Here is a 22508-nt window from a genome sequence, read left to right as displayed (position 1 = left end):
ACAGGCCCTCCTACGAAATTTTCTTTTTCTTATTGTAGATATCCAGCACGACAGCCAGCAGCAAAATCAACCCTTTGATGGCTTGCTGCCAATCGACACCGACCCCTAAGATCGACATCCCATTGTTTAAGACACCCATCACGAGACCACCAACGATCGCCCCCATCACAGTACCAATACCGCCTGAGGTAGAAGCACCGCCGAAATACACTGCGGCCATTGCATCTAATTCCATTGACGTTCCCGCTTGCGGTGTGGCTGCATTCAACCGAGCCGCTAAAACCAAGCCCGCCAAAGCTGCCATCATCCCCATGTTCACGAAGACCCAGAAGGTGATTTTCTTCGTCTTGATTCCCGAAAGTTCGGCTGCTTTTTTGTTGCCGCCGGTTGCATAGATTTGCCGACCAGCGACGGTTTTGTTAGTCAAAAATCCATAGGCAGCCACGATCACCCCTAAGACGATCAAAATGATCGGATACCCTTGATAAGAGGCAAAGATGTAGGTAGCACCGAGAAAAACAACCGCAGTAAAGACGGCTTTAAAGGCAAAGGCTGCCATTGATTCCACTTCAAAAAGATTTTTTTTGCGGCGCTCACGGGTCCGCCATTGGCCTAAAATCAGGATGCCCGTGATCACTACACCTAAAATCATGGAAAGTAAATGGATCTGACCGCCTGCAATATCTGGCAAATAGCCGGTGGAAATTTGTTGGAATGCCTTGGGAAACGGTGCCAATGATTGACCGCCTAAGACGACTTGGGTCAATCCTCGAAACATTAGTAAACCAGACAAGGTCACGATAAATGCTGGGATACCGACATACGCGACCCAGAAGCCTTGCCAGGCACCGATCACTGCGCCCATCAGTAAGCAAAGAGGCACTGCCAACCAAGGACTGATGCCGTTATTGACCATCAAGACGCCTGCAATCGCACCGACAAACGCCATCACGGAGCCTACGGATAGATCGACATGTCCTAACAAGACGACCAAAAGCATACCGGCTGCTAAAACGAGAATATGACTGTTTTGCAACACGAGGTTGGTGATATTCAGCGGCCGCCAGAAAATTCCGTCGGTCATGAGCTGAAAGGCCACCAATAATACTGCTAAGATAATGATCATACTGTATTTGCTAAAGATTTCCAGTGCCTTTTCTTTCAGCGAATGGCTGCGTTCTTTTTTTAATTTATTGGTTGTTTCCATCTCAAACCCCACTCTCTTCTAGTGTCATTAGATTCATCAATCGTTCTTGGTCTGCCTCTTCCCGTAACACTTCGCCCGTGAAGCGGCCTTCGTTCATCGTGTAGATCCGGTCGCACATGCCTAATAGTTCTGGTAACTCCGAGGAGATGATACAGATGGCTTTGCCAGCTGCTGCCATCTCTTCGATGATCGTATAGATTTCGTACTTCGCCCCGACATCGATCCCGCGGGTCGGTTCATCTAAAAATAAGATATCTGGTGTGGTCATCAGCCACTTTGCCAAAACGACTTTTTGCTGATTCCCACCACTCAAACTGCCAACGTTTTGATAGATTGAATTGGTTTTCGTCCGCATTTTTTTGCGAAATTCTTCTGCCATCGTGACTTCTTTTTCTTTATCGATGACCCCTTGGCGGCTGATTTTGGCAAGACTAGCGATGGTGGTGTTCTCGCGAATATCCATCAGCAGATTCAAGCCCAACGCTTTTCTGTCTTCCGACACATAGGCTAACCCATTTTTGATGGCGGTTGGCACGTCTTTGACAGAAATCGGTTGGCCGTCTTTATAGACTTCCCCCGAAATCGAACTGCCATAGGAATGACCGAAGACACTCATGGCAAACTCTGTCCGTCCCGCACCCATCAAACCGGCGATGCCGATGATCTCTCCTTTGCGGATCATCAAGTTCAAATTTTCATTCACCACACGGGTATGGTCGATTGGATGATGGACCGTCCAATTTTTGACTTCAAAAAACGGTTCACCAATAGCGGGTTTCCGCTCTGGGTAACGATTGGTCAAATCTCGCCCAACCATACCGCGAATGATACGCTCTTCAGAGATTTCGGCCCCGCTCAGCGTCTCGATCGTTTGCCCGTCTCGTAAAATCGTGATGCGATCCGCCACATTGACGATTTCATTCAGCTTGTGGGAGATAATGATCGAGGTGATCCCTTGGTTGCGAAACTCTTTGATCAGCTCTAACAGATTGGCACTTTCTTCTTCATTCAACGCCGCGGTTGGTTCATCTAAAATCAACAATCGGACGGATTTTGAAAATGCTTTGGCAATTTCCACCAGCTGTTGATGCCCGACACCGATTTGTGAAACCAGCGTATTCGGGTCTAATTTCAAGCCAACGATCTTTAAGAGGTTATCTGTTTTCTTTTCGGTCAGATCCCAATCAATAATGCCGTGTTTGGCTTGTTCATTTCCTAGAAAGATATTTTCTTTGATCGACAGGTAAGGACTTAAGGCTAACTCTTGATGAATAATAACAATTCCTTTGTCCTCACTGTCCCGCAAATCTTTGAACTTGCATAACTCCCCTTCATAATAGATCTCTCCATCATAGCTGCCGTAAGGATAGAGTCCGCTTAAGACATTCATCAGCGTGGACTTGCCAGCGCCATTTTCTCCACACAGTGCGTGGATCTCTCCTCGCTCGATCGAGAGGTTGACGTTATCAAGGGCGCGAACCCCTGAAAACTCTTTGACGATGCCTTTCATCATCAAAATATTATCTGCCATGTTCTTTCACCCTTTTCCTTTTTATGTAAAAGTGATGCGCTCCCTTTGTAAGAAAAGCGGAAAGAACGAATACTGGGGATGATTCGTTCTTCCCTGCTGCTTTAGGGGAAACTAGCATCTTTTCTCGCTGGATCTGCACTCCTTGCTTAAATGCCCAGCTCTTCTTCTGTATAGTAATCGGTATCGATCAATTCTTCTTTGTAGTTGTCGCTATCCACAGAAACAGGATTTGACAAGTAGGTTGGTACGACTTTGACGCCATTATCATAGGTTTCAGTATCGTTGACCGGCACTTCCTCGCCATTGGTGATGGCTTCGATCATTTCGATCGTGTTTTTCGCTAACACCCGTGTATCTTTAAAAATCGTTTGGGTTTGTTCGCCCGCGATGATTGATTTCACTCCTGCCACCGTCGCATCTTGACCGGTGATCACAGGCAGTGGTTTATCAGAGGAACCATAGCCCACACCTTTAAGCGATGAGATGATTCCTAGGCTGATTGGATCATAAGGTGAAAGAACAGCATCCAATGTTTGATCCGTATAGTTGGCACTCAACAAATTGTCCATCCGAGCTTGCGCGGTTGAACCATCCCAACGCAAGGTAGCGATTTGGTTGAAGTTGGTTTGACCGGAAGGAACGACTAGCTGTCCGCTGTCAAAGTATTGTTGGAAAACCGAAAGGACCCCATTATAATTGATCAGTGCATTGTTATCATCTGGAGAACCGCCGAATAATTCAATGTTAAATGGTCCTTCACCATCTTTGAGGCCTAATTTGTCTTCAATATAAGACGCTTGCAGCACGCCGACTCCAAAATTATCAAAGGTGGCATAATAATCGACGTATTCCGAGTTCATCAGTAAACGGTCATAGGCGATGACTGTGATGTCTTCGTTATGGGCTTTTTCCAACACGTCCGTCAGTGCCGAACCATCGATCGAGGCGATCACTAAAGTATCAACGCCTTTGGTGATCATGTTCTCAATTTGTGCCACTTGGTTTTCTACTTTGTCTTCTCCATATTGCAGGTCAGTTTTATAGCCAAGCTTCTCTAATTCCTCTACCATATTGTTGCCATCTGCGATCCATCGTTCTGCCGATTTGGTCGGCATCGCGATCGCAACAAATCCTTTGTCTCCGTCACCGTTTGCCCCGCTATCTGATCCATTCCCACAAGCTGCTAACAATCCACCAACCAATAAGGTGGATGCTAGGACGACCAATTTACCAAAAGTACCTTTCATTGTGATCCCTCCATGTCTTTTTCTTACATATTCAGTATAGCTAGTTAAGGAATCGCTTACATTTAGATTTTTTCGAGGTTTCTTGGATTTCTTGAGAAAAAACGGCCCAGTTACCCCCTTTTCTCTTCGGAATCTTGGATTTTTTAAGATTCCCTTGGTTTTTATTTGATTTGATATTTTGTGTAAAGCGCTTCCGTATTTTTTAGTAGAATAGACCATAGAGGTGAAAAAAATGAGGAATATAAAAATTGGGTTGTTCGTCTGTTTGTTTCTAGCTTGCTTGGCTGGTTGCCAAGCAAACAAAGAAACAACCACTGAAACAGCGGAAGAAAGTATTGTGATCGGTTTTTCCCAGTCGGGAACGGAAAGCAGCTGGCGTAAACGCCATACGGAATCGATCCGCACTGAATTAGAGAAGGAAGGCTATGAAGTCCTTTATCGTAACGGTTATATGAATCAAGAGCGACAGATCCAAGATATCCGTAATTTTATCGTGTATCAAGTCGATGCCATCGTCTTTACCCCCATTCAGGAAAACAATTGGGAACCGATTTTGGAAGAAGCGGCCCAAGCTGGGATTCCCGTTTTCGTGGTAGATCGACATGTCAATGTCAGCGATCCCTCTTTATTTTTGACCCATATCGGGCCAAGCTTCAAAGCCGAGGGCAATCGTGCAGGTCTCTACGTTAGTAATTATTATAAAGAGCATGAGAACAAAACAGTCAATGTTTTAGAATTGACGGGACTGGATGCTACGTCCCCGACGTATTTGCGCTCAGAAGGGTTCCGAGAAACCATCAAGCGTGATTATGCCCATAACAATGTGACGATCCAAGTCGTAGACGAATTAAACGGCGATTTCATCCGCCGTAAAGGCAAAGAAGTCATCGAACAATACATCGAAGCAGGCAAAATGGAACAGATTGATGTCTTGTTCAGCCACAATGATGAGATGACGTTGGGTGCCCTAGAAGCCTTAGAAAAAACCGATATTGAGCCGGGGAAGGATTTAGTGATCGTATCGATCGATGCTCAAAAAGAAATGATCGATAAATTGAAGCAAGGAGTGGTCAATTGTGTCGTTGAGTGCAACCCAGATGCCGGGGTGTTCGTCAAAAATGCCATCTCTCGCTACTTGGCTCGCGGCGCCGATGCCATCCCTCGTGAAATCTATGTCCATGAAACGGTTTTTTCCAGTGACATGGATTTCGATCAGATTCCACCGAGAAATTATTGAGGAGATGAAGATGAAAACAAAAAGTATCAAGGGCATCTTTCAACAGACGAATAAACTGATGATCCTCGTCGCCTTTATTCCCCTCGTACTAAGTAGTGTGTTTTACTCACGGCAGATTTTCATTTACCAAAATACCATCAACAATATTGAAGAAGCCAATCAACTATCGGAAAAAGTCGATGCCATTGTCTTGGAAGAAATGTGGGACTTAGTCTTTGGCCAAAAAACCGTCGAACAAGTCCAAGAAACCAATGTAATTGAGGAATTGAGGAGCGACCTGCAACACATCCAAGAAAATACCAGCACTGCGAAAGAGCTCAATATTTTAGCGGTCGCCTTTCGGACGCTCGATTCTTTAGAAACCTATCAGCAACAGTTGATCGACAATATTCTCAAGGATGAGCCGGTGGAAAAAAACCAATACGTCATGATCCAAGTGGATTCGGTGATCGATTTGCTATCCGATATTTTGCAGCAATTCGTCGGGGTAGAGATCAGCTTAGCCAGCCAAACCAATCACGAACTAGTCCAATCGGTATTGTTACTGATCCTTTTTCAAGTCGTGTTGCTTTTGATCATCTTTGCGATCATCAATAAAAACCGGCGCTTTGTTCGGGACAATCTGCAAGACCCATTGGATCGGTTATTAGATCTTTCCAACGAACTATCCCAAGGACATTTGAGCTACCGAGCAGAACTGCCAGAAACCCCAGAACTGCGGACCTTGACGAGTAGCTTGAATCGAATGGCAGATGACTTGACCCGGCTCTTGGAAGAAAATGCCTTGAAGCAGTATCACTTAGCCCAAAGTGAGGTGCGGGTCTTACAAGCCCAGATTACCCCACATTTCATCTATAATAGTTTAGATGCGATCGTTTCTTTGATTGAAGCTGCCCGTTACGAGCAAGCAACGGAAATGACCTATGCGTTATCGGATTTTTTCCGTATCTCCTTAAGCAAAGGGCAAGACTGGATTCCTTTGGAAAAAGAATTGCGGCATGTGGGCGATTACTTGAAGATTTTGCAGATTCGCTATGGTAGGATGCTGTCTTACACCATCGAAGATCAAACCGTCAGTCCAGAACTGCAGGTTTTGAAAATGGTCCTGCAGCCCCTAGTTGAAAACGCCGTTTATCATGGCACCAAGTTTGTCCGTCGCGTCGGCATGATTCGAATTACAGTGTCAGAATTGCCTCACCAGATTCAAATGACCATCAGTGACAACGGCATTGGGATCGACCCTGACCGTTTGGAGGAGATTCGTCGTAACCTTAAAGAAACCACTGATCCCGCCTCTGAGAGCGGCTATGGCCTATATAACGTCTATCGCCGTCTCCAGCTGAACTACGGCAGCGAAGCGCAACTGACGATCCACAGTCAATACCAAGAAGGCACCACGATTAACGTCACAGTACCAAAAAGGGAGGAACCCAACCATGTACAAAGTGTTCATAGTTGAAGATGAACATCTGATTCGCGATAGTTTACGCCACCAAATCATGACTCTCGCCAAACAATACCCGATCGTTTATAGCGATGAAGCCGCCGATGGCGAATTGGCGCTAGCTTCGATCCTTGATCTGCGTCCGGATATTATTATCAGCGATATCAAAATGCCGTTTATGGATGGCTTGGTCTTTGCGAAAGAAGCCAAAAAATTATTGCCGCAAGTTCGCATTATTTTTGTTAGCGGCTTTGATGATTTTGACTATGCAAAAACGGCACTGCTGCTGCAAGCAGACGATTACTTACTCAAGCCCATCAAAAACGAAGAATTAGAACAAGCCATCAAAACCGTCGTTCAACACTTAGATGAACAACAAACCACCCATCAGCAATTATCCAAAGAAGACGATTTATTCGAAATGGAAATCAAAAAAAATCACTTTCTGAATCATCTCTTTAAACAAAAGATCACGATCTCAGAAGCTTTTTTGCAAGCAGAAGAACTGGGACGGCGCTTTTCAGGCAAACAGTTTTGTGTGCTGTTAGCAAAAACCCCCTTCAATCAAAGCTTTTCTGACTACACTCGCTTTAGCCAGCAGCTGACCAAAGCCTATGAGCAAGATGATGCCGTCTTGTTCTCCAGTGTGTCTAGCCGCTTCATCAAGTTTTTACTTTTTGACCATGACCGAGAACAAGTTTTAGAAAAAGCCTATCAGATCGCTCAAAGCCTCGTTCATGGTTCTGGGGAAGAAGTGGCAGTGGCGATCGGACCTATAGCAGATCGTTTCTCGGGCATCCCTCTTTCTTATCAGAAAGCTCGTGACATGCTAAAAACCTATGGCAGCATCCGCAAGGAAAAAATCATCAGCTATGAAGATGACATTCGGGAAGGGGAACTGTCCCCCACCAATCCTTTCAAAACCGATCTTGCTTCAAGACTGGCAAATGCTGGTAAACAGACGATCCCTGAGCTGACCGATGAATTGATGGCGCCTCAAGGGACCGTTGAGCGAACGCAAATGTACCGTTTGTTCGTCTTGGTCGAATTGCTGGCATTATTGAAGAAAAAAGACAGTCATTCGCTGCCCCAGATCGTTCAGCACGCCCATGACTTAGACTATCTAGCGGCATTGACCCATGAGCCAGAGAACTATCAAACGACTCTGGCAGAACTGTTGCCGCTATTGACCAAACAACCCATCAATCCTGCAATGGCGAAATATCAAAGCGTCATCAATCAAGCCAAAGCCTTTATCAGTGAGCACTTTTCTGATCCAAATATTTCCTTAAATGTAGTTGCTGAAAAAGTTCATTTGAGTCCGGCGCACTTCAGCACCATCTTCTCGCAAGCCACTGATTCTACGTTTATCGAATACTTGACCGAGCAACGATTGACCTTAGCTAAGGAACTGCTGTTAACGACAAATCTACGGCTATCTGAGATCGCCTTTGATGTTGGCTATAATGACCCAAATTATTTTTCCTTTTTGTTCAAGAAGAAAGAAAGTATCTCACCGAAAGAATACCGTCAAAAAAATGCCTAGTTGAATGAATGGATACAAAAAAAGAGTGAGAGACAGCAAAATCGTCCTCACTCTTTTTTATTTTCTACCTCATTCAGTTATTTCTTCTCCATAGCAGCTTTTAAAGCAGCTGCTAATGGGCTTTCTTGCGGTTCTTCTTGATTGATTTTATTCATCAAGCGGCGTTCTTCGTGTTTCGACAGCTTTTTGCTGCGCTCTTTTTTATCCGCCATTTTTTTGGTGGTCCCATCGAATTTACAACGGAAATAGGCGCCATTTTTGCCCTCAATGATCTCCATCTTTCGGTGACATTGCGGGCAACGTCGGTTTGAAACTTTCGGGTCTTTCCGACGACGGTACTTGCAGGTGCCACTGGAACAAACATAGATCTTGCCATCACGGGTATTTTTCTCCCGCAATGGTTCGCCGCATTCTGGACACCGTTTTTGGGTCAATGAGAAATCTTGGTACTTGCTCTCACTTTGCTTGATTTCTTTAACCAATTGTTTAGTGTCTGCTTCGATTTGCGCGAGGAAGGTTTGGGCAGAGTAGGTGCCTTTCGCGATGGCTTCCAGTTCCTTCTCCCATTTTTCCGTCAACTCTGGTGTCACCAAGGAAGGATTGACTAAGACTAACAACTGCTTGCCTTTTGGCGATACTTGCAAGCCGCTTGGGGTCCGCTCCATCAGCTCAGATTTGATCAGCTTTTCAATGATCTCCGCACGGGTTGCCGGCGTACCAAGACTGTGTTTTTCCATTTTGCCTAAAAGAGTTCCTTCATTCAACGGTTTCGGTGGTGTGGTCAACTCTTTCTGGATGGTAAAATCAGGCTTGACGGTACTGCCTTTTTGCCAAGCCACATCACTGGTTTCCTCTTCGGAAGTCGTTTTCCATCCCGCTTCTAACACGGTATTGCGGTTGAACACAAAGGTCTCAGAACCAAAGGTCACTGTCACTTTCTGTTGCTGTTTTTTATGAGGTTTCGCAAAGAGCATTAAGAAACGACTAACGATCATTTGATAGATCCGTTGTTCATCGGTAGTTAATTTTTCATAACGTGCCCGCTGTTCCGTTGGCAGCAGGGCATGGTGATCCGTGACTTTTTTATCATTGAAGACAGCTTGCTGCACCACTTGTCCGCCGTTTTTCAAGTATCCTTTGACTTCTGGGGCAAAATCCGCAACTGCCTGCAGGCGTTCCTTCATGGTTGCCTTCATATCATTGGTCAAATACTTGGAATCCGTCCTTGGATAAGTGACGATCTTGTGGGTTTCATACAAGCTTTGAACAAGCGACAAGGTCTTCTTGGCTGAAAACCCATAACGCTGATTGGCTTCTCGTTGGATCTCGGTCAAATCGTAGGGCAGTGGTGCACTTTCTGTTTTGACCTTTTCTTCGATCGCTGTCACGCGACCATTCTGTTGACTCATCTGTTTGACCAATGCTTCGGCATCGCTGCGTTCTTTTAATTGATAAGGATTTTTTTGTTGCAGGCGAGCCTTGGCATCGCCTACGTTTAGGGTAATCACATGATAGGTTTGCGGACGGAAACTCTCGATCTGCATTTCCTGACTGCGCACCAAAGCTAAGGTAGGGGTTTGGACCCGACCCGCACTAAGATTGTCTTGATATTTGACCGTCAATGCCCGGGTGACATTCAATCCTACCAGCCAGTCGGCTTTTGCCCGCGCAAGGGCGGAGTAGTAAAGATTATCGTAGTGCTTGGCTGACTGCAATTTTGCAAAGCCTTCTTTGATGGCTTTAGGGGTTTGCGAAGAAATCCACAAACGTTTGACTGGTTTGTCAAAACGAACCCACTCCAAAATCCAGCGAGCGACTAGCTCCCCTTCTCTTCCCGCATCGGTGGCGATCACGACTTCCCCGACATCTTTTCTTTGAGCCAATTGTTTGATGGCTTTTAGTTGATGACCGGTTTTTGGCAACGGCTTGATCCCGATGGACTTAGGGATCATCGGTAACGTTTCCATCTGCCATGATGCCCACTCTTTGTTTAAATCTTCAGGCATTTTCAAGCCCAATAAATGACCAAGGGCCCAAGTAACGATCGCCTTGGGTCCTTCGTAATAATTTTTATGTTTTTGCTCACAGCCCAAAACTTTGCTGAGGTCTTTGGCAACGCTTGGCTTTTCCGCTAGAATTAGTTGTTTCATAAAAATCTTTCCTGCTTTCGTCGACGACTTGCTGATATTCTTTGAGCAATGCCAGTCCAATATATTGTTGGAGGTAATCGTCGCATTCTTCGCACCAGCGTTCGTCTTCTTCATTCCAAAAAGCCGTCATAAAGTTTGATTTTGCATTTATGTACGAATACTCTTCTCTGATTTCTTGCCATTTTTGTTCATAAAATGACTGCGCCTCGCTGAAAGTTGCAAATGTGAACGCCTCTTGAATATCTGACTGCCATCCCTCAAAAAACCACCACGGTTCATTGTCCCCATACATGACTACTACTTGATACATTCCATTGCTCCTTTCACGATTCCTTCCCCATATTAGTCACTTTTACTTAAACTTGCAAGGAATAAGTTTCAGCATTTAAACATCGCTTAAAGAATTCATTAAACCTTCGTTTTTTTGTACGTTTTATTGGTTGCTTAAGATTACATCATTTCTATGCCCTTATAGTCTAGCACAGAAGTTTCCTGTTGTGAATATAACAGGAAAAGATTAAAAAAATATCAAACAAGATTTATTTTAACCTCGCAAAAAAAAATTTATCTGTGATGGATATGCTACAATAATGGCAACCATGAAACTGCCAGGAGGTGCCCCATGTATCTCGAACAAATCACTTTTCCCGATCAAGAAACCGAGTTTGATTTTTTCCTTTCTATCCAACGGACTGTCTATGATTCTTACTACCCTTTTCAGATTCTCAGTGCCCGCCGTTTTCAGCAGATCGATTTTGAACCAATCACGATTTTATATGGCGGCAATGGTTCTGGCAAAACCACTGCATTGAACGTGATTGCCGAAAAGATCCACGCGCAGCGCTTTGCTGCGTATAATCGGTCGAATTTTTTCGAGGACTATCTATCCTACTGTTCTGCTCGTAGCAACGACGAACCGCAAGAAAAAGTGCTATTGACCAGCGATGACGTCTTTGACTTCATGCTTGATATTCGAAACTTAAATCAAGGGATCGATCATCGCCGAGAAGAAGTGTTTCAAGAATACTACCAAGCAAAGTATGCGGACTTTCGTTTCACAGGTTTTGACGATTACCATGAATTGAAGAAAGTCAATCTCGCACGATCCAACACACAGTCCAAATTCACTCGCAAGCACTTGATCGACAACGTCCGAGAATATTCCAATGGTGAAAGTGCCTTTCGCTTCTTTCAAGAAAAAATTCGTCCCAACAGTCTTTACTTATTAGATGAACCAGAAAATTCCCTTTCTGCTGATCGTCAGCTGGAACTAGTGCAGTTACTGGAAGATTTTGTCCGCTATGAACAGTGCCAATTCATTATTGCTACTCATAGTCCTTTCGTTTTATCTTTAAAGGAAGCCAAAATCTATGATTTGGATCAAACACCTGTCGATGTTCGGAAGTGGACGCAGTTAGCTAATGTCCAGCAGTATTACCGCTTTTTTCAAGCACATCAAGCCGAATTTGATGATCGATCATGACCAAAGCAAACCATTTTCCGTCAAAGATTTCTTTTGGCATTTTTTTCCGCTACACTCACACAAAGACCAAAATCAAATTGATCAGAGCAATATAGAAGGCGACAACTCCCGCAATTTTGCCTCACTTGACTTCTGCTTGGTTATACTGATCGGAATGCTCCGCAATCTGAGCGGACAAAAAGTAGAACTTTTTAAAACAATCAAATACCCTACTAAACCAAATAGTACGGCTAAGGCAAGTTCGTTGATTTGGCTTGAAATGACCTGATTCTGATGAAGCATTACCACCCCTACGGCACTAACGTCCCCTCATTTCATGAGGTTGGCTCTTGTACGATTCATGCCCCTCCCCCTTTCTTTTAAAAATGCCAATGCATCAAAAACATTCATTTTCTGACTAAATTATAGCATAATTTGACTATTTTTTAAAAATAGAACGCGCTCGCTCTAGTCGTATTTTCGAATTGATTAAAAGAAAGCCCTAGCTAAGTGCAACTGATTGGTTCAGTGTTCTTAGCTAGGGCTGATTGTGTTAGTGGTTAAACATATTGTAATTCTTTGGCTTCTTTGTAGGCTGCATCGATCAAACCGCCGCCCAAGCATTCCATGCCGTCATAAAAAACGACTGCTTGTCCCGGAGTGATGGCGCGTACTGGTTCGTCAAAAATCACTTCTGCTCGATCTCCATCTAATAGACGCACGGTTACCGGTACATCTTGTTGACGGTAGCGGAATTTTGCTGTGCATGAAAATTCCGTTCCGCGGTCTTGTTCTGTAGTAAAGTGGATTTGGCTTGCTTCCAAGCGATCTGCATACAAAGCGGGGTGATGGAATCCTTGTCCCACATACAAAGTGTTGGTCGCTAAGTCTTTTCCTACGACAAACCATGGTTCTTGAGTGGCACCGCCGCCGCCAATGCCTAAGCCTTGACGTTGTCCGATGGTGTAGTACATCAAGCCATCGTGTTGTCCTTTGACTTCGCCATCTAATGTAACCATATTGCCTTTTTTCGCTGGCAAGTAATTACTCAAAAATTGTTTGAAATTCTTTTCTCCGATAAAGCAGACACCCGTGGAATCTTTTTTCTTGGCTGTTGCTAGACCTGCCCGTTCAGCGATCGCTCGTACTTCTGATTTTTCCATGCCGCCTAGTGGGAACATGGTTTTGCTCAATTGTTCTTGTGACAATTGGCTTAAGAAATACGTTTGATCTTTGTTGTTATCCACGCCTCGCAACATATGAGTTACGCCGTTTTCATCAACGGTCACTTGCGCATAATGGCCAGTTGCTACATAGTCGGCACCAAGATCCATCGCATAATCCAAAAAGGCTTTGAACTTGATTTCCTTGTTACACATGACATCTGGATTTGGCGTCCGTCCGGCACGGTATTCTGCAAGAAAATATTCAAATACACGGTCCCAATATTCTTTTTCGAAATTCACTGAATAATAAGGAATCCCGATTTGCGCAGCCACTTTGGCTACGTCTTTGTAGTCTTCTGTTGCGGTACAAACACCGTTTTCATCGGTATCATCCCAATTTTTCATAAAGATCCCGACAACATCATACCCTTGTTCTTTCAGCAAAAGTGCTGTTACTGACGAGTCTACCCCGCCACTCATTCCAACCACCACACGGGTGTTTTCGTTAGACATGATCGTTTCACCATCATTTCAATTATAGATTCTGAAATCATCTACGATTTGAAGGTCGCAACTTTTCAGTAATTTGCATTATACAACAAAACACAAAAAACTTCACTGTTTGCTGTCTTTTCTTAAAAATTCCTTTTTTAGAAAAGACATCTGGAGAGAAGTTGCTGTTCGTTATTCCACCCACTCAGCCAAATAGAGGAAGCGCTGCTTTTGTGTCTGTCATCGACAGCTGTCCAAACAGTAACAACTTACTTTTCAAATGGTGGTTGTCATAAAATCGTATGAAATTCTTCAGGAAATGCAGAAATGCTCTTATTAGAAAAAGACTATACTTCTCTTAGATATTACTTTACGAGGAGGGGCATTTCATGCGATTGCACACAAGGATATCGAAAACGAGGAGAAACGATGGGAAGAAAGAAAAGAGCCTTGCACTGCTGCTTTTTCTCATCGGTGGTGTTTTTGTCATTCATTACGTGATTGATCAGGTCAGGGGTGCTGCGTTTGATCAGACAGCGCTTGTCTCAAAACAGTTCACTCGCCAAGCCAATCAAGCTCTTCAACAAGCGATGGCAGACACGCAGCAACTGCCGTTAATTGTACAAACCGATCAACGCTGGGGCAATAACACGTATGGATATGGAGAAGAGCAAAACACCTTTGCGGCAAACGGGTGCGCTATTGCTTCTTTAGCCATGATCGATGCTTTTTGGACGGATCTTCCGCCGAATCCTGACAAACTATTGGAGTGGGCTGGCGATCAATTTTATCTTCCCAAACAAGGAACAAGTTGGCAAATCTTTCCTCAGTTTGCCGAAGCTTTTGGTTACCAATTTGCCGATTTAGGGGATTCATTTGAGGCTGCCTATGAGAAAATGACACAAGGCATCCCCGTTGTGGTCTCGGTTCAAGCAGGAACCTTTACGACATCCGGACATATCATGGTATTGGCTTTGAACAAAGAAGGAACGATTCAAGTATTCGATCCTAATGATTCCCCCGAAAAAGCCCATTATGAGAAAAGCTATCCTAACGATGTCTTTCAAGCAGAAGGAATCCATTATTGGAGCTTTTGGCTTTGATGTTCTGATCGGCTGAAGCTGCAAAAATACACCTTTTGTGGGACAAAAAAAGACTAGCCGCAGCTAGTCTTTTGCTTATCTTGCTATTATTGAACGCGTGGTTCGTTGTTTTCTTGAATACGCGTCGTTGTCCGGTTGAAGGCACCTTTGGCTTTACGTGTTTGTTTTGACGCAAAGTCGCCAGTTGTTTCTGCCGCACTGCTTACTTTGTCTTGAACTGTTTCAGAGTCTTTTTCGAATTGTTCACGTGTTTTGACATCTGCTACATTCACGTTTACTTCGATGACTTCTAAATTCGTCATTTTGTTGACTTGTGTTGAAACAACCTCTTTGATTTGGTCGTAGATCGTGGTCATGTCGCTGCCATATTCTGCAACGATATCAAGATCGACTGCCACTTGTTTTTTCCCAACTTCAACATTGATCCCTGAAGTCACATCATCGGTGTTGACTAATTTACCTGCAATATTTGAGAAGAAACCGCCATCGACTGTTAAGAGTCCGTCTACAGATTCTAATGCAATGCCTACGATTTTTTGAATCACTTTATCTTCGTAAGTTAATTCTCCTTTAACACCTGTTGTTGGTTTTGTTTGGTTTTCCATCGTACATTCCTCCTACTATAATCTTGATATAAATTAAACTAATAATGTTACCAAAGTTAACGGCGCGGTCTTTGAAATTGTTCAAAGAATCCGACTTCTTTGAGATAAAATCCCAGATACGTACCTAGTGCCGTAAATAGCACCAGCAGTATGGTTTTCAAAAAGCCGATCGTTAGAAACAGGATCGCTAGGATCAAACCGAAACCTGCAAAGATAAGCGGGATCTTATAGTGGTAGAACCATTCACTCATACCTGTTCCTCCTAAACTACACGCGGTTGGTCATGGGCTGCTGGCGTTTCTTGCGTATCTTTTAAAACAACTTCCGTTTGGATATTGCTTTCGATACCGAAAAGCTGCTGCAGACTGCTGCTGATCTCACCAACCAAAGCTTCTTGTTTTTGCGGGATGGCTGCTGTTTGTTTCATTTCTCCATCGATTTTTACCGCTACTTTATTCTTGACGATTTTGATTTTTACCGATGGCTGATGGATGAAATCTGCTTGTTTCACCCGCTCGAGCACAAAATGCTCTAACGCCTTCTTCTGAATCACTAAATCGCCTGTCTTATGGGGAATGATCAAGCGGTCTGAGCGTTTTGGATAAAACAAAACGACAAAGAGTGCGATCACTGTAAAAATAGCAAAGCCAACAGATAACCAAAAGAGCAGCATACTCATGGAAGATCCGACCCAAGGATATTCATCCAAAGGAATCAAGTAAACAGGCAATGAAGCCGCTTGCTGATTGGCGATGATCCCAAAATAAAAGACAAGTAAGAGTAAAAGTAATCCGATGATAAAAATCACTTTAGAAATCTTACGCATTGGCAACCTCCTTTACTGCTTTCTACTTAAAGCATACACATTTCTTAAATATCCATCAAATAATAACTCTTGGAATCGATTATTTTTTACATATAAAGTTTATTTTTATCAAAAAAATTTCCTTAATCAAAGCTTGCTGTCAAAGTCATCACAAAAAAAGCAAGCCACCCGAATCTGTTTGGATGCTTGCTTTTCTTGTTATCTGTTAACGAGCTAGCTTGGCAAGTTCTTGTTGCTTTGCATGATGTAGCACCGCCAGTTCATTTTCGGAAACTGGTCGACCGAAGGGACGCGGCTGCGGCAGAAACGCCAATTCCGGTGCATCGACTCCTACGTTGAGATTCTCAGCGATTGGTACACTATGATGATGGATATGCCCATGCAGATTGCGGCTGTTTTTGGTGATCCCCAGCAGCATAGGATAATGGGTTAGTAAAAATTGCTGATGAGCAAACTTCAGCAAAACACCAACATCTTCAAACGCATACTTTTGGGCTCCCAAACAACCAGGATCATGCTTGCGCAAGTACGCAAAGAAAGCCCGGGTATCATGATTGCCTTTGATAAAAACGATTTTGCCCTGCAGCTGTGCTAACAGCGCCGCAATTTCTGGAAAACCTGCTTCATAAGCAGGGTGCATCGCGACATCCCCTAAATGATAAACGACATCTTTATCCGCAACGACCTCATTCCAGCTAGCGATCATCGTTTCATGCATTTGCGTCACTGTCTCAAAGGGGCGTGGGGCAAAGTCATTGTCCCCGAGCAAGGCTGCATGAAAATAATGGGTATCAGACGTAAAAAATTTCATAGTCGCTCCTTACTTTACTGCTTTTTTCTGTGATTAGGGTCTTCAAATCATCGCTAGCGGCTGCTTTTTCGTTGGCTCCGGAAAACGTGCATCGATTGTCGCCAATTCGCTTTTGGAAAAAACGATTTTGGCAGCTTCAATGTTCTGCAGCATATGCAGCGAGTCACTGGTTTGGGGGATCGCTAAGACGTGGGGTTGTCGAAGGGTCCATGCCAAAAGCAGCTGAAAAATCGTGCAGCCTTTGGCTTCTGCCAGCTCTTTCAAGACTTCATCATTTTTAAAGTGGTGCCCTAACCGATCGCCTTGAGCAATTGGTGAGTAGGCAATCACCGGAATCTCCGTCTCTGCCTGCCAAGGCAAAAGATCGTATTCGATCCCCCGGGCACCTAAATTATAGAGTACTTGGTTGGCGGCACATTGATCGCCGTTTTCTAACCGCAACAGCTCCTCCATATCTGCCACGTCAAAATTAGAGACGCCCCATGCACGAATCTTTCCAGAGGCTTTGGCAGCTTCTAGTGCGTCAACTGTTTCTGCTAACGGCACATCTCCTCGCCAGTGGAGCAGATACAGATCAAGATAGTCGGTGCCTAAACGCGCTAAGCTACGGTCTAAAGCTTTCGGCAATTCATCTGCGGAGGCATTCCAGGGATAAACTTTTGAAATCAAATAAAGATCCCCTCGTGTAAAGGGCTGGATCGCCTTGCCAACTAGCGTTTCTGCGTTTCCCTCGCCGTACATTTCTGCGGTATCGATGACAGCCGCTCCGGCTTTGATGCCCGCTTGCAGCGCATCGATCTCGGCTTTTTCCTTAGCAGGGTCATCCCCCATATGCCAAGTCCCCATTCCAACGGCTAACACGGATTGCTTGTTTAAGGTTCGTTTCATCTGGATTCCTTCTTTCTCGTCTCAACGTATCCACTTTCTGAGAACGGCTTAGGTTTGTTTTCTTTAGTATAAAAAGAAACCGGCAAAGATACAAAAGAAGTGTATCAATCCCTTGCCTGTTTGGCGGAGTGACACACTTCTTGCCCTTTGAACGGTATAGCTGCTTTTGACAAAAGCTTACGCTTTGACAAACAACCCGCGGCTGATAAAACCATCCATTAAAAAGTAAAATTTTTCTTGCAGCATTTTGTGCTGTTCATCTTTGAAAATATTGACTGCTTTTAATCCATTGGCTGTCGTGATCGACATCTTGAAGGTTTGCAGATCTTTTGCAACAGTGATTTTTAATTTAAAGCCTTCTTTGCTTTGGGGTGTTGCTTCAAGGCCACGAATCAATTGGAAGTTGCCGCCGTTCGTTTCTGTAAAGCCATTATCCCGCAACGTATATTTTTTTGCTTCAGGAGCAATGCGGTATTGGGTTGCTGCGCCTAAAACGGTTGCTGTTGTTTCAAATGCCATGTTCTTCACCTCTTTAACATCATTTCTTTCATTATAAATAGTTTTCAGCGAGATTGCTAGCTGTTCTCCTACTTTTTCGTTGCTAAGACAGTTTCTGCTAATAGCTGAGCAAATGCTTCGATTTCCGCCAATGTGTTGCCATAGCCAAAGCTGACTCTGACCGATTCCCGGATAGCTGGATGCTCTTTGCCCACCATCGCTTCTAGCACATGGGAGGGTTCCACATTGCCCGCCGTACAAGCGCTGCCTGTCGAGATGGCGGCCCCTTTTAAGTCCAATTTCATCAGTAACAAGTCACTGCTGACCCCTGGGAAACGCAGATTCAAAATATGCGGCAATTTGTGTGCTGGGTCACCATTCAACTGAACATCGATGCCTTGTGCTGCTAAGGTCTCCATCAGTACATCGGCAAACGTTTGATATTGTTCCGCCGCTGCTTGCTGCGCTTCGGGGGTATGCAAAGAAGCTGCTTTGGCCATTCCCATGATGGCTGCTAAGTTTTCCGTCCCTGCTCGCCGTTTTTCTTCTTGTTCGCCACCATGGAGTAGCGCAGGTAGCGACAAGCCATCTCGTTTATACAAAAAGCCGATCCCTTTTGGTCCGTTGATTTTGTGAGCCGAAATGCTTAGGAGATCAATGCTATTTTCATTGATTTCAAGCGGGATCTTGCCATAAGCTTGCACAGCATCGGTATGAAAAACGGCGGGATGCTCCCGTAAAAGTGCGCCAATTTCTGCAATCGGCAACAAATTGCCCGTTTCATTGTTTGCCGTCATTATGGATACTAAAATCGTATCGGGACGTAAGGCAGCCTCAACTTCACTGACGGCCAATTGCCCCTTTTGATCTACTGGCAAATAGGTCACCTCAAAGCCTAAGCCTTCTAAATAGCGCATACTCTCAATGACCGCCGGATGTTCGATCTGGGTCGTAATGATATGTTTGCCTTGTGCTTGTTTGCTAAGGGCTGTACCGATGATCGCTGTATTATCGCTTTCGGTACCTCCACTGTTAAAAATGATCTCATGTTCCTTGACCCCTAGCTGCTGAGCGATCGCTTGACGAGCCAATTCTAATTGGGTGTGGGCATCTCGACCATAATGATGAATGCTTGATGGATTGCCAAAAAATGTCTGCATCGTCTCACTCATCACTTTGATCACTTCTGGGTGCAGCGGTGTCGTTGCTGCATGATCTAAGTAAACCATTCTTTTCACCTATCCTTCATTACTGCCATTATAACAAATCTTCCTCAGACGTCTATCGTGAGTGTCCATACGAAAAAACCTGTCAGTCAAAAGCGGAAAAATCGCCAATGATGACAGGCAGCTGAACGCGTTCAGCCTTACGAAAAATCAGGAACGTGTGCTGTTTTGCTTGTGCGAATCACGTCACTTACTGATCGTTTTATTTTTTTCCAGGTTCAGAGGCAATGACAGTCAATTCACCAACCAATTCCCATTTCTTGATCGGGTTTGGCAAAATGCAGCTCGTGCCCATTTTTAGTTCATAGGAATGACCGTCGATCATCAACTGCCCATACCCATCAATCACGGTCATCAAGGTATAATCGGCCTTTTGTGCCAAAGATAATTTCCCACGTACTTCCCATTCATACACATTGAAAAATGGCGTTTCAAGATAGGTAACGACTGCTGATTGTCCTTGTTTGACTTCACGGATCGATAATTCTGGCGTCCGTGCAGGAATCGTCGTCACATCGATTGATTGTTGGATATGCAGCTCCCGTGTTTGTCCTTGATCATCAGTACGATCATAGTCGTACACCCGATAAGTCGTATCCGAGCTTTGTTGGGTTTCTAAGATCATGATCCCTTTCCCAATGGCATGGATCGTTCCACTTGGCACGTAGAAGAAATCGCCTTTTTTCACAGGGACTTTTGTTAACAAATCATCCCAACGACCCGCTTCGATCATTTCCGCAAGTTCTTCTTTGGTTTGTGCATGGTGGCCATAAATGATTTCCGCACCTGGTTCGGCATCAATGATGTACCAGCATTCCGTTTTCCCTAATTCCCCTTCATGGGCTAACCCATACGTGTCATCAGGATGGACTTGAACGGATAGATCATCTTCTGCGTCTAAAATTTTAATTAATAATGGAAAGACTGGTTCGTCTGAATGACCAAATAGTTCTTGATGGTCTTGCCAAAGATCCGCCAATGTTTTGCCTTTAAACGGCCCATTTTCAATGACACTCACCCCATGAGGATGCGCACTGATCGCCCAATCTTCACCGATTTTGTCACTCGGTAAATCAAAACCAAAAACAGAATGCAGGCGACTGCCTCCCCAAATTTTTTCTTGAAAAACAGGTTTCATAAACAATGGTTCCATAATTGTTCCCCTCTCTAGTTGTTCGTGCATATTATAGCATGAATCCACTTATTCGGCAGATTCTTTTAAGTAACATTGCAGGATTTCGTCACGATGACCCAAGTAGCTTTCTCGATGATCCACTGGATGGACCCGATTCGATAAGAAAATAAACGCTTTTTGGTTAGGGATATCTACTGCGAGAAACGTGCCTGTATAGCCTGTATGAAATAATTGGTATGGTGCACCCAATAAGTCCCAGCCATAGGTGCGGGGCTTTGTGCTTTCAGGCGTCTGCCTCTGAGCCAGCGCCTGCATCACTTTTTCTGAGAAAAACGGCGCCCCTTGCTGCTGACCGTTTGCCAGTAACAGTTGAACGAACAGCGTCAAATCATCCACGGTAGAAAACAACCCGGCATTGCCGGCATGGTTTCCCAGCACTCGTGCTTTTGGGTCATGGGTGATTCCTCTAAGGATACTGCCGTCTGGCTGCTGCTGGGTAGGCACGATCAATGGCAGCTGTGAAGGAGGAAAAGGCGGAAAGCCGCTGTTCTTCATGCCTAAAGGCGTCAAGACTTCTTCTTGAAAAATCTCGGTCACTGGTTTTTGATACAGCTCCTCCAATAAAAAGCCCAGCAAAATCGTCCCAGTATCCGTATAGCTGACCGTTTGACCGATCGTATCACTGCTTTCAAGCTGCAAATACGCCTTGCGCAAGGCAGCAGCATCCAACTGGTCTCGATGAGAAATCCACGTGTTGATGGCTGCCGTATGCGTCAGCAAGTGCTTGATCGTTACCCGATCGTCTTTAAACGCTGGCAACCAACGAGTAAGCGGCGCCTCCATCTCGATTTTTCCTTGATCCCACAATTTTAACAGAACACTCGTTGTACAAACGACTTTCGTCAATGAGGCTAAATCAAACAAATGATCTTTCGTCATAGGTTCGGTTTTCGGAAGAAGCGCTGCCTGTCCGAATACCTGGGTCTCTTGGGTTTCACCAGCGATAAAACGCAGCACCGCTCCTGGGAAAACGGTCGGCATTTTTTCTTGAATGAGCTGTACTGTTTTTGGGTACATTGTCATCGTTCCATACTCGCTCCTTTCAGGCTTGTCTTGCTTCTAACTTTAGCACTTTTTGCCAATGAAAAAAACTACCCATTAAGGATAGTTTTAAGATTTTTTTCTAATCAGTGTTACATAGATTACTCATCGGCTGGTGCAGCTTTTGCTTGCGCCTTTTGGATGATTCTCAAATAACTGTAACACGCACATTGGCTACCTAGTCCCCCTACGATCAATCCCGCGAGTAAGGGATTGATCAAGACGAGCAGTAAAGCGAGGCCACTCAACAGCCCTAGCAACATCAGTGTCTGCAACGGTGCCCAAAAGATGATGAAAAAGCTTTTGATCAAGGCGAGCCGCATGGGTGCCGCCAAATGCACACTGTCGCAGATAAAATACAGCAACCACACGAGTAAAATGATACTTAAAAACAAATAGCCGACAGCCAATAAGGGCAACTGAAAGGAATCGATTTGGCGATAAGAGCCTAACAGCAGCAAAGCGAGACTACCGAAAAAGAGGCCTGCGGCAAAACTGCGCCGATAATTTTCCCGATAGAGCCGCCAAAAGGTCCCTCCGATGGCCTGTCGTGGTTCTTGATAGTACAACCAGCGCCGCATGACCCCAAATAAAGCAAAGGTCGCTGGCAAAAGAATGCTAGGAAAACTAATGATCAAACCAACCAAAGAGAAAAGAAACTGACGAGGAGAGCTGGGGAAAATCAGCCCCAAAGCTAGCAATAGAACGGGCAGATTGAACAGTAACCAGTAGCCATTCAAAAGCAACATACTAGCTATCGCTTGACTGGCACCATACCAACGATACCATCGTTCATTTCCCATCAGTCCGCCTCCTTTCTCTAATCAGCTGAT

Annotated in this window: 21 protein-coding genes; 5 read left to right on the top strand and 16 right to left on the bottom strand. The window is 44.5% G+C overall.

The features are described 5' to 3' along the window. Positions 1–10: 10 nt before the first annotated feature. The 3 genes from mmsB to chvE all read right to left on the bottom strand — a co-directional run bounded on the left by mmsB (position 11) and on the right by chvE (position 3985). Positions 11–1207, bottom strand: a complete 1197-nt coding sequence (gene mmsB, locus IGI88_RS08855) for a multiple monosaccharide ABC transporter permease (protein ID WP_005227258.1) — start codon at positions 1205–1207, stop codon at positions 11–13. Between the two features lies 1 nt (position 1208). Further along, the gene (mmsA, locus tag IGI88_RS08850) at positions 1209–2738 is read right to left on the bottom strand and encodes a multiple monosaccharide ABC transporter ATP-binding protein (RefSeq protein ID WP_005232243.1); all 1530 of its coding nucleotides are present in this window, start codon (positions 2736–2738) and stop codon (positions 1209–1211) included. A 146-nt stretch (positions 2739–2884) separates the two neighbouring features. After that, entirely contained in the window at positions 2885–3985 is a 1101-nt protein-coding gene (gene chvE / locus IGI88_RS08845) for a multiple monosaccharide ABC transporter substrate-binding protein (protein WP_429960360.1), read from the bottom strand. Between the two features lie 232 nt (positions 3986–4217). On the opposite strand from chvE, the gene IGI88_RS08840 reads away from it, so the two are divergent. The 3 genes from IGI88_RS08840 to IGI88_RS08830 are packed head-to-tail and all read left to right on the top strand — an operon-like array spanning position 4218 to position 8212. Next, entirely contained in the window at positions 4218–5222 is a 1005-nt protein-coding gene (locus IGI88_RS08840; protein ID WP_194199303.1) for an ABC transporter substrate-binding protein, read from the top strand. A 10-nt stretch (positions 5223–5232) separates the two neighbouring features. Continuing rightward, a complete protein-coding gene (locus IGI88_RS08835; protein WP_194199304.1) occupies positions 5233–6681 on the top strand; it encodes a histidine kinase in 1449 nt (482 codons plus the stop codon). After that, complete coding sequence (locus IGI88_RS08830) at positions 6659–8212, top strand: response regulator (protein ID WP_194199305.1); 1554 nt, start codon at positions 6659–6661, stop codon at positions 8210–8212. Before IGI88_RS08835 ends, IGI88_RS08830 begins: the two co-directional genes overlap by 23 nt. A gap of 77 nt (positions 8213–8289) precedes the next feature. Here the strand turns inward: IGI88_RS08830 and IGI88_RS08825 are convergent, their stop codons facing one another. Together IGI88_RS08825 and IGI88_RS08820 are read right to left on the bottom strand one after the other, a co-directional pair. Beyond that, positions 8290–10362: a DNA topoisomerase III gene (locus IGI88_RS08825; protein ID WP_194199306.1), complete on the bottom strand. Its 2073-nt coding sequence runs from the start codon at positions 10360–10362 to the stop codon at positions 8290–8292. Next, complete coding sequence (locus IGI88_RS08820) at positions 10295–10672, bottom strand: DUF1033 family protein (RefSeq protein WP_005227251.1); 378 nt, start codon at positions 10670–10672, stop codon at positions 10295–10297. The genes IGI88_RS08825 and IGI88_RS08820 overlap by 68 nt, the downstream gene beginning before the upstream one ends. 312 nt (positions 10673–10984) lie before the next feature. Between IGI88_RS08820 and IGI88_RS08815 the strand changes: the two genes are divergently transcribed. Continuing rightward, positions 10985–11845: an AAA family ATPase gene (locus IGI88_RS08815; RefSeq protein ID WP_005232252.1), complete on the top strand. Its 861-nt coding sequence runs from the start codon at positions 10985–10987 to the stop codon at positions 11843–11845. Positions 11846–12384: 539 nt separating this feature from the next. On the opposite strand, the gene mnmA is transcribed toward IGI88_RS08815, so the two are convergent. Next, a complete protein-coding gene (mnmA, locus tag IGI88_RS08810; protein WP_026008140.1) occupies positions 12385–13503 on the bottom strand; it encodes a tRNA 2-thiouridine(34) synthase MnmA in 1119 nt (372 codons plus the stop codon). Positions 13504–13871: 368 nt separating this feature from the next. Between mnmA and IGI88_RS08805 the strand changes: the two genes are divergently transcribed. Next, positions 13872–14585, top strand: a complete 714-nt coding sequence (locus IGI88_RS08805; RefSeq protein ID WP_194199307.1) for a C39 family peptidase — start codon at positions 13872–13874, stop codon at positions 14583–14585. A gap of 86 nt (positions 14586–14671) precedes the next feature. Here the strand turns inward: IGI88_RS08805 and IGI88_RS08800 are convergent, their stop codons facing one another. From IGI88_RS08800 to IGI88_RS08755, 10 genes are all read right to left on the bottom strand, one after another. After that, complete coding sequence (locus IGI88_RS08800) at positions 14672–15190, bottom strand: Asp23/Gls24 family envelope stress response protein (RefSeq protein WP_005232258.1); 519 nt, start codon at positions 15188–15190, stop codon at positions 14672–14674. A gap of 56 nt (positions 15191–15246) precedes the next feature. Beyond that, positions 15247–15441, bottom strand: a complete 195-nt coding sequence (locus IGI88_RS08795; protein ID WP_005232259.1) for a DUF2273 domain-containing protein — start codon at positions 15439–15441, stop codon at positions 15247–15249. 11 nt (positions 15442–15452) lie between these two features. Further along, a complete protein-coding gene (gene amaP / locus IGI88_RS08790) occupies positions 15453–16016 on the bottom strand; it encodes an alkaline shock response membrane anchor protein AmaP (RefSeq protein ID WP_005232260.1) in 564 nt (187 codons plus the stop codon). A 205-nt stretch (positions 16017–16221) separates the two neighbouring features. Then, a complete protein-coding gene (locus tag IGI88_RS08785; RefSeq protein ID WP_005232261.1) occupies positions 16222–16827 on the bottom strand; it encodes a metallophosphoesterase in 606 nt (201 codons plus the stop codon). 42 nt (positions 16828–16869) lie between these two features. Beyond that, a complete protein-coding gene (locus IGI88_RS08780) occupies positions 16870–17715 on the bottom strand; it encodes an aldo/keto reductase (protein ID WP_194199308.1) in 846 nt (281 codons plus the stop codon). A 177-nt stretch (positions 17716–17892) separates the two neighbouring features. After that, positions 17893–18234 (bottom strand): DUF1831 domain-containing protein, encoded by a 342-nt coding sequence (locus IGI88_RS08775; protein ID WP_005232263.1) that lies wholly within the window; start codon positions 18232–18234, stop codon positions 17893–17895. A gap of 68 nt (positions 18235–18302) precedes the next feature. Continuing rightward, positions 18303–19442: a cysteine desulfurase family protein gene (locus IGI88_RS08770; protein ID WP_128432280.1), complete on the bottom strand. Its 1140-nt coding sequence runs from the start codon at positions 19440–19442 to the stop codon at positions 18303–18305. Between the two features lie 199 nt (positions 19443–19641). Beyond that, positions 19642–20595 carry a mannose-6-phosphate isomerase, class I gene (gene manA, locus IGI88_RS08765; RefSeq protein WP_176257035.1) on the bottom strand — a complete coding sequence of 318 codons (954 nt, stop codon included), beginning with the start codon at positions 20593–20595 and terminating at the stop codon, positions 19642–19644. Positions 20596–20640: 45 nt separating this feature from the next. Next, the gene (locus IGI88_RS08760) at positions 20641–21657 is read right to left on the bottom strand and encodes a serine hydrolase domain-containing protein (RefSeq protein ID WP_429960359.1); all 1017 of its coding nucleotides are present in this window, start codon (positions 21655–21657) and stop codon (positions 20641–20643) included. A 119-nt stretch (positions 21658–21776) separates the two neighbouring features. Continuing rightward, a complete protein-coding gene (locus IGI88_RS08755) occupies positions 21777–22478 on the bottom strand; it encodes a DUF624 domain-containing protein (protein WP_005227228.1) in 702 nt (233 codons plus the stop codon). Between the last annotated feature and the right edge of the window lie 30 nt (positions 22479–22508).

Source organism: Enterococcus sp. AZ179 (genome assembly GCF_050498885.1).
Lineage (GTDB): Bacteria > Bacillota > Bacilli > Lactobacillales > Enterococcaceae > Enterococcus_D > Enterococcus_D entomosocium.
This window is presented reverse-complemented; position numbering and strand designations above follow the sequence as displayed.